The sequence below is a fragment of the Methylopila jiangsuensis genome, assembly GCF_027922305.1.
GTDB classification, from domain to species: domain Bacteria; phylum Pseudomonadota; class Alphaproteobacteria; order Rhizobiales; family Methylopilaceae; genus Methylopila; species Methylopila jiangsuensis.
In genome coordinates, this window is sequence record NZ_BSFK01000005.1 from 561,386 (window position 1) to 573,059 (window position 11,674).

The window sequence follows — 11,674 nt, forward strand, 5'->3', positions numbered from 1 at the left end:
GCGCGCCGCCTCACGCCTTGGGCGAGAAGAACAGGCCGGCGTCGAAACGCGGGTTGCGGCCGACGAAATCGGCGCCGCCGAGATCGGTCAGCAGGCCGTAGAGCCGGTTCGCGCCCGCAAGCTCAGCCCCGGTCCAGGGGCCGGCGATCCCGGCGCGGTAATAGTCGCGCAGCTTCAGGAACTCCGCGTCGGACTTGACCTGCATGGTCGGGCGCAGCCGCTCCCACGCGGCGTCGGAGGTCTTCAGCGTCGCGTTCGCCGCGCCGACCGCCCGGAAGAAGCCGTCGAGCGCCGGGCCCATCTCCTTCTCCAGCGTCTCGCGCCAGACAAAGCCCACCAGCGGCGGCGGCGGGTCGATGCGGAGCTGGCGCAGGATGTCGCTCACGTCGATCAGCCGGCGGAAGCCCTCGGCGTCGAGTCTGGCCGCGAACGGCCAGAAAGTGAGCACGGCGTCGATGCGGCCGAGCCGAAGCTGCTCGGACAGCAGCGGCGGCGCCCCGAACACCGGCTCCAGCATGGCGCCGATGTCGCCCTTCACCTCGTCATGGGCGCGGGCGCGCAGCAGAAGCCAGCTCTTGTCCAGCGGGCCGCCGGCCACGCCCACTTTCCTGCCCTTCAGGTCCTTCAGCGCGGCGATGGGCGAATCCGCCGGAACCATCAGCGCGCCGAGCGCGGAGGAGTAGGCCGCGAAGCGCAGCGGCTCCCCATCGTTGCGCCGGCGCATGGCCCAGCCCCAGTCGCTGACGATCAGGTCCGCCTGCCCCGCCTGCAACGCCACCGTCACGGCCTGGGTGGAGGCGAGTTCGGTCCGGGCCATGGCGAAGCCCTCGCGCCGGTCGAAGCCTTCCGCCGAAAGCGTGTCCAGCAGCCAGCTCACCGTGCCGAACTTCAGCGTGGCGAGCGACAGCGGACGCGCCGCCGAAACCGGGCGAACGCCGGACACCGCGGCGGCCGTCGCCGCGGCGCCGAGACCCAGCAGGCGACGCCGGTCGAAACAAGCATTGGCGACAGGCGTTGGGATCATGGTCGCGGCTTCCTCCTCTCCGATCTGCGCCTTGTCGGCGACGATCGGCTCCCGCCGCAGACAGCGCGTCACATCCTGTCCAGACGGAATTATATTCTTATAATTTTCTTATATATTGCAATCCGGCCCACGAATGGGTGGAATAGTTCCCGAATGGCGATACCACGTTGAAGAAATCACCGCCAACGCCAAAACGACTTGGCCTATAGAACAGCGTGGCGCGCGGCCCCCACCGCCGCCGGGAGGAATGAGCCGATGTCGCGTACCCACATGTTCATGCTGCGGGCGCCCGCGTGATGCGGCTCGCCTTGGCGGCGCTGTGCGTCGGCGCGCTTCTGGGAGGCCTGTCGCCGGCCGCGGCGCAGGGCGCTCCTGAAGCGCCGTCCGCGCCCGCAAAGCCCGCGCCGCTGGAGTTCCGCTTCGGCGTGCTGCGCCACTTCCCGGCGCCGCCGCCGTGGTGGGATTCGCTCGCCACCCTGCCGCCGCAGGACGACGGCGTCGCCGGCGCCGCGCTCGGAGTGGCCGACAACAACACCACGGGGCGGTTCCTGAAGCAGACCTTCGCCATCGCGGAGGAGCTGGTGCCCCACGCCGACGATCCCATGCCGGCCTTCCAGCGACTGGTGGACGGCGGCGCGAAATTCATCGTGGTGGCGGCTCCCGCCGACGAGCTGCTGAAGATGGCGGACGCGGCGAAGGGGCGGGACGTGATCCTGTTCAACGCCGGCGCGCGCGACGACGAGCTGCGGCAGGAGGACTGCCGCGCCAACATCCTCCACACCGCGCCGAACCGCGCCATGCTGACCGACGGGCTGGCGCAGTATCTCGCCGTGCGGCGCTGGACCAACTGGCTGCTGCTCACCGGCCGCACCGCGGACGACCGCAAATACGCCGCCGACGTGAAGCGTTCGGCCCGGAAGTTCGGCGCCAAGATCGTGGAGGAACGGGTCTGGAACTTCGGTCCGGACGCCCGCGCCACCGCCCAGGCCGAGATTCCGGTCTTCACCCAGAACGTCTCCTACGACATCGCGGTCATCGCCGACGAGCTGGGCGAGTTCGGCGACCTGATCGGCTGGCGCACCTGGGACCCGCGCCCCACCGCCGGCACCCAGGGGCTGACCCCCACCACATGGCACATGACGTTGGAGAACTGGGGGGCCTCGCAGCTTCAGAACCGGTTCTGGCGCCAGTCGAAGCGCGGCATGCGGCCGCTTGATTTCCAGATGTGGCTCGCCATGCGCACCATCGGCGAGGCCGCCGCACGCACGAAATCCAACGACCTGAAGACTCTGCAGGCTTTCATCTTCGGACCGGATTTCGAGCTCGCCGGCTTCAAGGGCCAGTCCTTCAGCTACCGGCCGTGGGACCACCAGCTTCGCCAGCCGATCGTGCTGGCCCAGCCGGCGGCCATGGTCTCGGTCTCGCCGCAGGAGGGCTTCCTGCACCAGACCAATCCCCTGGACACGCTGGGCTTCGACAGGCCCGAAAGCCGTTGCTCGTTCGCGAAATGATCGCAGGCACAAGAACAGACGCGCGGAGCCCCGGGGCCACCGCCGCGCATTGGGAGAGATCGATGAGAATACCCCCTGCCCGCCCGCGCGCGCTGCCCGCCCGGCTGCTGGCGGCCGGCCTCGGCCTTACGGCCCTTACAGGCTTCGCCGGCCCGGCGAGCGCGGAGAAGATCTTCGTCAGCAACGAGCGCGACCACACCGTGACCGTGATCGACGGCGCCTCGCTGAAGCCGATCGAGACCATCAAGACCGGGCGGCGTCCGCGCGGCATCACCGCCTCGCCGGACGGCAAGCTGATCTATGTCTGCGTCAGCGACGACAACCGTGTCGAGGTCTACGACGCCGCGACCTACGCGCTGGTGCGCACCCTGCCCTCCGGCCCGGACCCGGAGCTGTTCGTGCTGCACCCGTCGGGCAATCCGCTCTACATCGCCAACGAAGACGACAACATGGTCACGATCGTGGACACCGCGACCGGCCAGAAGACCGCGGAGATCCCCGTCGGCGTGGAGCCCGAGGGCATGGGCATCAGCCCGGACGGCAAGATCCTCGTGAACACGTCGGAAACGACGAACATGGCGCACTTCATCAGCACCGACACCAACGAGATCGTCGAGAACGTGCTGGTGGACAGCCGCCCCCGCGTCGCCGAGTTCCGGCCCGACAACAAGCATGTCTGGGTTTCGGCGGAGGTGGGCGGCACGGTGTCGGTGATCGACCCCAAGAGCCATCAGGTGGTGAAGCGCCTGACCTTCGAGATTCCCGGCGTGACCGCGGAGGCGATCCAGCCGGTGGGCATCCGCATCACCAGGGACAACAAGACCGCTTACGTCGCGCTCGGCCCCGCCAACCGGGTCGCGGTGGTGGACACGGAGACCTTCGCGATCCGCAAGTACCTGCTGGTCGGCCAGCGGGTGTGGCAGCTCGCCTTCTCCCCGGACGAGAGCCGGCTCTACACCACCAACGGCAACTCCAACGACATCTCCATCATCGACGTGGCGGCGGAGAAGGTGACCAAATCCGTCACCACCGGCCGATCGCCCTGGGGCGCGGTGTCCGTGCCATGACAAGCGCGCCCGCGCTCGAGGTGGAGCGCGTCAGCCACGCCTTCGGCGCCCGCAAGGCGCTGGACGACGTGAGCCTCGTGGCGCCGTCCGGGGCCTTCACCGCCCTGCTCGGTCAGAACGGCGCCGGCAAGACCACGCTGTTCTCGCTCGTCACCCGACTCTATCAGAACGCCTCCGGCGCGATCCGGGTGGAAGGCTTCGACGTGCGCCGGACGCCCTCCCAGGCCCTGGCCCGGCTGGGCGTGGTGTTCCAGGCCCGCACGCTCGACCTCGAACTGACCGTGATGCAGAACCTGCAGTACCACGCGGCGCTGCACGGCATCGGCGGGCGCGAGGCCAGGGGGCGCGCGCGCGCGCTGCTGGAGAGGTTCGGCCTCGCCGACCGCGCGGGGGAACGCGTGCGGTCGCTGTCCGGTGGGCAGATGCGACGGGTCGAGATCGCCCGCGCGCTGCTGCACGGGCCGAGCCTGCTGCTGCTCGACGAGCCCACCGTCGGCCTCGACATCGGCTCCCGCCGCGCGCTGCTGGCGGAGACCCGCCGCCTGATCGCCGAGGACGGCGTGGGCGTGCTGTGGGCCACCCATCTGGTGGACGAGATCGAGGCCGCCGACGGCGTGGTGGCGCTGCATCAGGGCCGGGTCGCGTTCTCCGGCGACGTGGCGGGCCTGAAAGCGCAGGGCGGCGCGGACGACGTGGGCGCGGCTTTCCTGGCGCTGGTGGAGCCGGGCGCGAGTCGGGGCCACGCCGCATGAGCCGCACCGCCGCTCCCCGCGCGCTCACGCTGCGCGGCTACGCCATCTCGCTCTGGGGCGTGGTGTGGCGCGAGGGCCTGCGCTTCGTGCACCAGCGCGGGCGCTTCCTCTCGGCGCTGGTGCGGCCGCTGGTGTGGCTGTTCATCTTCGCCGCCGGCTTCCGCGCCACGCTCGGCGTCTCGATCATCCCGCCCTACGAGACCTACGTGCTTTACGAGGTCTACATCGCGCCGGGCCTGATCGCGATGATCCAGCTGTTCAACGGGCTGCAGTCGTCGCTGTCCATGGTCTACGACCGGGAGGTGGGCGCCATGCGCATCCTGCTGGTGAGCCCCTATCCGCGCTGGCACTTGCTGGTCGCCAAGCTGCTGGCGGGGGTCGCGGTGTCGCTGCTGCAGGTCTACGCCTTCCTGCTGGTGGCGTGGTTCTGGGAGGTGCGGCCGGATTCCAGCTGGGGCTATCTCACGGTGCTGCCGGCGCTGGTCCTGTCCGGCCTCATGCTGGGGGCCATGGGCCTCGCCATGTCGTCGCTGTTCAAGCAGCTCGAGAATTTCGCCAGCGTGATGAACTTCGTCATCTTCCCCATGTTCTTCGCCTCGTCGGCGCTCTATCCGCTGTGGCGGGTGCAGCAGTCGAGCGTGCTGCTCTACGACATCTGCCGCTTCAATCCCTTCACCCACGCGGTGGAGCTGATCCGCTTCGCGCTCTACGGCCAGGTGGAGTGGACCTCGCTCGCCGTGGTCGCCGGCTTCGCGGCCGCCTCCCTCATCGCCGCCGTGATCGCCTACGATCCGTCCGCCGGCCTCACCGCCCGCCGCGGCGGGCCGGGCGGCGCGCGATGACGGCCGCACGCCTCGCGCCCCTCCGTTTCGGGAGACCCTGCCCCATGCGCCTGATCCGCCCCGCCGTCCTCGCCGCCGCGCTCGCCCTCGGCGCCGCTGGCGGCCCAGCCGCCTTCGCTCAGGAGGCGCCCGCCGCAGGCCCGAAGACGCCCCTGCCCGCGCCCACGCCCCGCGCGGTCCAGCCGGGACAGGGCAAACAGGCGGATCATGCCGATTGGCCCTGCGTGCAGCCCCGGGTCGCGGAGCTCAGCTACGGACAGATGTGGGCCGGACCGCCGCTCGACGCGGCGCTGACCGCGTGGCGCGACGACGCGCTGGTGCGGGAGACCATCCCCACGCTCGTCGCGCGCCGGACCAAGACGGAGGAGGCGGAGACCGTTCTGCGGCGCTTCGCGCACGCGGCCGGCGCGGACAAGAACGCCAAGCTGACGCTGCTGTTCGCAGGCGTGTTCTCCGAGATCAACGCTTCGCGCTCGGCGGTGATCGCCGGCATCGAGCGCTACGCCCGCAAGCAGCGCGACCTGTCGGAGCGCATCAAGACGGAGAGCCTGCAGCTCGCGTCCGACCGCAAGGGCAAGGACATGGCGGCCCAGATGTCGCCGGAGCTGCAGCAGAAGGAGCAGACGCTGACCTGGGACACGCGCATCTACGACGAGCGCGCCCAGGCGCTCACCTATGTCTGCGAAAGCCCGGTGATTCTGGAGCAGCTGGCCTTCGAGCGGGGCCGCGCCATTCAGGCGCTGATGGACTGAAAGGGCCGATCCGGGCCGAACGCCCCGCCTCAGGACCGACGCCGGACCTGCGCCCGATCCCGACCAGCCGCGCCAGGAGGACGCGGCGGCCCGCCTGCGCAAGCACACGGGGTCTTCGCAGCCGGAGCTGGAGGCCTGGCCGTCAGGGATTCAGACGTCGTTTCTGGACAAGATCGAACAGGCCTCGCGCAGCCTTGAACGCACGCTGCGCGGCGCCGCGGACCACGGACCCGGCCGTGGCTGCTCGCGGCAAGGGCCCATCCTTTCAGGCGGCGGCGCCTCCCGCCGTCGCCGCCGCCGCCGAGCCCCGCCACTGCTCCAGCACCAGCCGGGCGTAATCTTCGTTGGCGTGGGTTTCGTCGCGGCGGAAGCGCTCCTGAGTGTAGCCCTCCTCGGTCATGGTCTCGCGGGGCTGCGGCAGGTAGGTCACGCCGAGCGAGGCGAAATGGCCGGCGAGCGCGTCATCCGCCAGATCATACATGGCGTGGATGGTCGAGGCGTTGCGGCGCTTGGGGTATTTCTCCTGGAACTGCGACTGCGTGTAGTTCGGGGTCATGGCGACGGCGACGGTCGCGTGCTTCGCCTTGCCGGCCAGCACCCGGCGCAGCAGATCCGGGCCGGAGCCGTGACTCACCATATCGACCACGTAGTCGCGGTACTGGGCGTGGCCGATCATGCGCCGCTGAACCGCAGGGTCGAACGCCTTCTCGGTGCCGTAGCGGTTTACGTTCAGATGCATGCGGAACGCCGGCTCGCCCACGAACAGGAAGCCGTCGTAGTCCGCGAGCCGGATCTTGGTCGATTTGGCGCGGGAGGTCACGGCGAACATCTGCCGGACCATAGGCGAGGACGACGAGATGACGCCGTCCTCCAACTCGAAGCCCGCGTCATCGAACGCCGAGCCGACCGCGAGGTAGAAGTCGATGTCCAGATGCGGCGCGCGGCCAGAGACGTAGCGCTTCACGCACACCCCATGGGAGTTTCCGAGCACGCACAGGGTCATCGCGCCAGCTCCTTCAGCTTCGGGTGAAAGGCTGCGAGCAGCTCCTCCTCGCAGATGTCGCGTGGCTTCGCCGAGGCGAGTTTCGCCGCAGCGCTCGCGGCGGGACGCGCAGGGGCCGGCGCGGCGCCCGCCATCACTTCCGGGAAATGCGCGTCGCCGAACATGCGCATGGCGGAGCCCACGCCGGTCTGGGTCACCGTGCGGCAGTCGGCGTTGTAGAACATGCCGCGCGAGGTGATGTTGGTGATGAGCTCGTAGGACGGGAAATAATCCACGTCCGGGTTCTCATCGGCGAGCTGCCCGGCCACGGCCCGCAGCACCGACTTCGAGTAGATCGTCGACACCAGCACGTGACGCGGCTCGGCGGTCGCGGCCAGCGCCACCGGCGATACGGTGAGGATGAACTTGCAGGACGGCGCGAACCGCTTGATCAGGCGGATGGAGAACCGCATGTCCTCCAGCACCTCCGCCATGGTGAAGTTGTGGAACACGTAGGCTGCGGGATCATAGTCGCCGCCGGAGACGCCGGGCGCGACCGGATAGACCACGCTGCGGTCGGCGGTCAGCCAGGCTTCCGTCAGGCCGAGCGTGAACACGAACACCTTGGTGCGCTTCAGGGTCTTGGCGACCGCCGAAAGATGCTGCCTGCGGTGCGCGATCACCTCCTCCGGCGTGTCGAAGCCGTTCGGGTCGATGGTCGTGCGCAGCGCGTCCACATACTTGCCGTCCTTGCGCCGCCAGACGATGCGGTCGCTGAGATCGAGCGACCCCCGCGCCTCCAGCAGGATCTGCTTGAGCTGTCGGGCGGTGTAGATGTTGCCGTAGCGACAGGAATAGACGCCGTACTGATACTTGAGCGCAAGATCATCCGACATGCGCAGCGGCGCGGGCTCGCCGTCGAGAAAATTCAGCTTCTTTGATTTCAGCCAGCGCGTGACGTTCTGCGCGAAGCAGGAGCCGGCGGTGAAGATGCCGTCTTCGGCGGCGATGTCGAACTTCTTGTCGTAGAGCGAAATCTGAGCCGGGTCTTCGGTGACGACGCCGGTCTTCCAGAATCGGTCCGCCGGCAATCCGATATAGGGATTCATGGCTCGCGCTCCCCGCTGTGCTGATGTCGTCCCGCCGTCGGCCAGGGGCCGCCGGATGTGCTGACGCCATTGTTCACTTCAGAGGCGGCGCCGCAAGTGCGGGCTTTCCGCAATCGGGACGGTTGCCTCGGCGGGCTGCCCGGCCCAATCGCCGCGTCTCGGATCTCAAAACATGCGTTCGATCAAAGACGGCGGCGGCAAGTGGAGTCATGATGCCCGAGCCGTCCTCCTGAAGGCGGCGGTCGATGGGAGCTTACGCCATGCTCGAAGCCTTCGCCCGCATTTCCCTTGCGCTCGCCAGCTTCGTCACCAGCCTGTTCGTCGCCAGCGACGCGCCCAACTTCGGCATCGTGAACGCCTTCGTCGCCATCACGCTGCTGGCCTTCGGGGTCGCGGTCCTGGCGTTCTGGTCGCCGGTCGCGGAATGGACCCGCAGCGCCTGGCGCAATCTGTCGTCCAGGTCCTGAAAACGAGGAGCTAAAGTCATGGCCAACATGATGAAGGCCGCCGTCGTGCGCGCGCTCGGCCAGCCGCTCGTCATCGAGGAACTGCCGGTTCCCGAGCCGGGGCCGGAGCAGATCCTCGTGCGGATCGAGGCGACCGGCGTGTGCCACACCGATCTCCACGCCGTGAAGGGCGACTGGCCGGTGAAGCCGACCGCGCCGTTCATTCCGGGGCATGAGGGCGTCGGCGTGGTCGTCGGGGTCGGCCGCGCCGTCAAGCGGGTGAAGGAGGGCGATCGGGTCGGCGTGCCGTGGCTGCACACCGCCTGCGGCTACTGCCCCCATTGCCGCACGGGCTGGGAGACGCTGTGCGCTGATCAGCGCAACACCGGCTACTCGGTCAACGGCAGCTTCGCGGAATACGCGCTGGCGGACCCGAACTATGTGGGCCGCCTCCCCGACCGGCTGGACTGGGGCCCGGCGGCGCCGATCCTCTGCGCCGGGGTCACGGTCTACAAGGGCCTGAAGGAAGCGGAGGTGAAGCCCGGCGAATGGGTCGCCATTTCGGGCGTCGGGGGCCTCGGCCACATGGCCGTGCAATACGCGCGCGCCATGGGGATGCATGTGGCGGCGATCGACGTCCATCCCGAGAAGCTGGAGCTTGCCCGCAGCCTCGGCGCGGAACTGGTGGTCGACGCCCGCGAGACCGACCCGGCGGCTGAGATTCAGGCGAAGCTCGGCGGCGTTCACGGCGTGCTGGTCACGGCGGTGTCGCCCACGGCGTTCGAGCAGGCGTTCGGAGCGCTGCGCCCCCACGGCACCATGTCGCTGGTGGGCCTGCCGCCCGGCCGCTTCGCCATGCCGATCTTCGACACCGTGCTGAAGCGCATCACCGTGCGCGGCTCCATCGTCGGCACGCGGCAGGACCTGGAGGAGGCCCTCGATTTCGCCGGGGACGGCGCGGTCGCCGCCCATTTCTCTTGGGACAAGCTCGAGAACATCAACGCCATCTTCGAGCGCATGGAGGCCGGCGAGATCGACGGCCGCATCGTCCTGAAGCTGTGACCATCGGCAAAGGTCCCTCCCCGCCTGCTGCGGGAAGAGACCTCGAACGCCGGTTCAGCCGAAGAGCGCGGCGGAGCCGACGTAGTCGTTGGGATGCGGCAGGTCGATGGTCTGGTCGGCGAAGCGGATCTGCTCGATCTCGGCGATCGTATCGCGGCCCTTGATGGTCCGCGCGCCCTTGCCTGCGAGCACGTAGACGCCATCCACCACGCTGAGATCATAGTCGGACCGGCGCCCGGCGTAGACCGCGACGTCGGACCCGCGGCCGCCGTATAGATAATCGGCGCCGGCGCCGCCGGTGAGCGTGTCGTCGCCGTCGCCGCCGTCGAGGCTGTCCGCGCCGTTGCCGCCGAGAATGCGATCGTCGCCCGCGCCGCCGCTGAGGAGGTCGTCGCCGTTGCGGCCGTCGATGGTCAGATCCTTCTGCGCCGACCAAAGGAAAAAGGCGTCGGAGCCGTCCGAGCCGAACGCCTTCAGCAGAGGCGACTGGAAGGTCGAGGTCACCTCGGTGAACTGGGTCTTCAGCCCGCGCAGATCGAGCGTCGTGATGCTCGACGCCGCGCCCTTCACGGCCACCTCGGTCCAGCCGAGACCGTTGTCCGTCACCGTGGCGCCCTGCCCGGTGAGATGCACGGCCACGGAGCGTATGGAGTCCGGAGACGCCGCCACGCCCGAAACCACGAGGGCGCCCTTCGTGACGGTCGCCGCCAGATCGGTCGGGATCGGCGCCAGATCGAGCGTCTGGTCGGCGAACCGGAGCTTTTCGATGCTGACGAGCGTGTCCCGCCCATCGAGGGCGCGCGCGCCCTTTCCGGACAGAATGTAAACGCCGTCCACGACGCTGAGATCGTAGTCCGACCGCCGCCCGGCGTAGACGGCGACGTCGGTCCCGTCGTGGCCATAAAGCTCGTCGTTTCCGCTTCCGCCGGTCAGCGTGTCGTTCCCGGCGCCGCCGCCAAGCGTATCCGCGCCGTTGCCGCCCAGAATGCGATCGTCGCCCGAACCGCCCGCGATCACGTCGTCGCCGTTGCGGCCGTCGATGACCAGAGCGGTCTGATTGAGCCAGAAGTTCAGGCCGTCATGTCCATCTGAACCGAAGGCCTTGAGCAGGCGCGACCCGGCCGATGCTGTGACGTAGGCGTTCTCGGCGTCGAGTCCGCGCAAGTCGACGGTCTTGATGAGGGCGTTGACGCCGGTCACGGGAACGCCAACCGCCGTGGCGCCGTTGTCCGTCACCTTGGCGCCCACGCCGATCTCCACATGAACGGTTCGGCTGGACTCCGGGGAGGCGGACACGCCGGACACCGTCAGCACGCCCTTGGCGACCGAGGCCTTCAGGCTCGTCGGCGGGGCGGACAGGTCCAGAACCTGGTCCGCGAACCGGACCTTCTCAATGCTGACGAGCGTGTCCCGTCCGTCGATCGCGCGGCCGCCCTTGCCTGTGAGGACGTAGGCTCCGTCCGCCATGCTGAGGTCGTAGTCGGATCGGCGCCCCGCATAGACCGCGATGTCGGCCCCCTCGCCGCCGTTGAGGGCGTCGTTTCCGCTTCCGCCCGTCAGCGTGTCGTTCCCGCCGCCGCCGCTGAGACGGTCCGCGCCGTTGCCGCCGAGAATGCGGTCGTCGCCGCGGCCTCCCTCGATGATGTCGTCGCCGTTGCGGCCGTCGATGGTCAGATCGCCCTGATTGGACCAGAGATAGAACTCGTCGGAGCCGTTGGAGCCGAAGGCTTTGACAAGCGGCGACTGAAACGTCGCGAAGGTGAAGGTGTGCGCGGCGTCCAGCCCGCGCAGGTCGAGCGTCGTGACGCCGGCGACGGCGCCGCGGACCGGGACGGTCACGCCCAGCACCCCGTTGTCCGTCACCTCGGCGCCTTCGCCGGAGAGAGAGACGGTTACGAAACGCTCGGAGGTCGGAGCCGCGGACACCCCTGAAACCGTCAGGACGCCCTTGGTGAGAGTCGCCGTCAGCGCCATGTCCGTTCCCGCAATGCGTGTGTGAAGCGGCGGGGACGTTGGCGAGATCGCCTCGGCGATGTCAATCGGATTCAATCGAAAGTTGTCGAAGGCTGTGACGCGGAAACCGTGCTGCGCCTTCCGGGCATCACCTGCCGATCCGCATCCCGTCAT

11 protein-coding genes are annotated in these 11,674 nt (G+C 69.0%); 7 read left to right on the top strand and 4 right to left on the bottom strand.

The window, feature by feature from the left end; genetic code table 11:
* Positions 1 to 10: 10 nt before the first annotated feature.
* Positions 11 to 1,096 (bottom strand): ABC transporter substrate-binding protein, encoded by a 1,086-nt coding sequence (locus PKE85_RS04155; protein ID WP_271203517.1) that lies wholly within the window; start codon positions 1,094 to 1,096, stop codon positions 11 to 13.
* A gap of 224 nt (positions 1,097 to 1,320) precedes the next feature.
* Between PKE85_RS04155 and PKE85_RS04160 the strand changes: the two genes are divergently transcribed.
* The 5 genes from PKE85_RS04160 (at position 1,321) to PKE85_RS04180 (ending at position 5,948) form a co-directional block, all read left to right on the top strand.
* Positions 1,321 to 2,535, top strand: coding sequence for an ABC transporter substrate-binding protein (locus tag PKE85_RS04160; protein ID WP_271203518.1), 1,215 nt, complete (start codon positions 1,321 to 1,323; stop codon positions 2,533 to 2,535).
* 62 nt (positions 2,536 to 2,597) lie between these two features.
* Entirely contained in the window at positions 2,598 to 3,602 is a 1,005-nt protein-coding gene (locus tag PKE85_RS04165; protein WP_271203519.1) for a YVTN family beta-propeller repeat protein, read from the top strand.
* On the top strand, positions 3,599 to 4,354 hold the full coding sequence (locus PKE85_RS04170) for an ABC transporter ATP-binding protein (RefSeq protein ID WP_271203520.1): 756 nt from the start codon (positions 3,599 to 3,601) through the stop codon (positions 4,352 to 4,354). The genes PKE85_RS04165 and PKE85_RS04170 overlap by 4 nt, the downstream gene beginning before the upstream one ends.
* On the top strand, positions 4,351 to 5,196 hold the full coding sequence (locus PKE85_RS04175; RefSeq protein ID WP_271203521.1) for an ABC transporter permease: 846 nt from the start codon (positions 4,351 to 4,353) through the stop codon (positions 5,194 to 5,196). Before PKE85_RS04170 ends, PKE85_RS04175 begins: the two co-directional genes overlap by 4 nt.
* A gap of 44 nt (positions 5,197 to 5,240) precedes the next feature.
* Complete coding sequence (locus tag PKE85_RS04180) at positions 5,241 to 5,948, top strand: hypothetical protein (protein ID WP_271203522.1); 708 nt, start codon at positions 5,241 to 5,243, stop codon at positions 5,946 to 5,948.
* Positions 5,949 to 6,213: 265 nt separating this feature from the next.
* Here PKE85_RS04180 and PKE85_RS04185 read toward each other — a convergent pair whose 3' ends face one another.
* Positions 6,214 to 6,951: a hypothetical protein gene (locus PKE85_RS04185; RefSeq protein WP_271203523.1), complete on the bottom strand. Its 738-nt coding sequence runs from the start codon at positions 6,949 to 6,951 to the stop codon at positions 6,214 to 6,216.
* Positions 6,948 to 8,039, bottom strand: coding sequence for a GSCFA domain-containing protein (locus PKE85_RS04190; RefSeq protein ID WP_271203524.1), 1,092 nt, complete (start codon positions 8,037 to 8,039; stop codon positions 6,948 to 6,950). The genes PKE85_RS04185 and PKE85_RS04190 overlap by 4 nt, the downstream gene beginning before the upstream one ends.
* A gap of 260 nt (positions 8,040 to 8,299) precedes the next feature.
* Between PKE85_RS04190 and PKE85_RS04195 the strand changes: the two genes are divergently transcribed.
* Positions 8,300 to 8,506, top strand: a complete 207-nt coding sequence (locus PKE85_RS04195; RefSeq protein ID WP_271203525.1) for a hypothetical protein — start codon at positions 8,300 to 8,302, stop codon at positions 8,504 to 8,506.
* Positions 8,507 to 8,524: 18 nt separating this feature from the next.
* Entirely contained in the window at positions 8,525 to 9,547 is a 1,023-nt protein-coding gene (adhP, locus tag PKE85_RS04200; protein WP_271203526.1) for an alcohol dehydrogenase AdhP, read from the top strand.
* A gap of 54 nt (positions 9,548 to 9,601) precedes the next feature.
* Here adhP and PKE85_RS04205 read toward each other — a convergent pair whose 3' ends face one another.
* Positions 9,602 to 11,521, bottom strand: a complete 1,920-nt coding sequence (locus PKE85_RS04205; protein ID WP_271203527.1) for a calcium-binding protein — start codon at positions 11,519 to 11,521, stop codon at positions 9,602 to 9,604.
* Positions 11,522 to 11,674 lie beyond the last annotated feature (153 nt).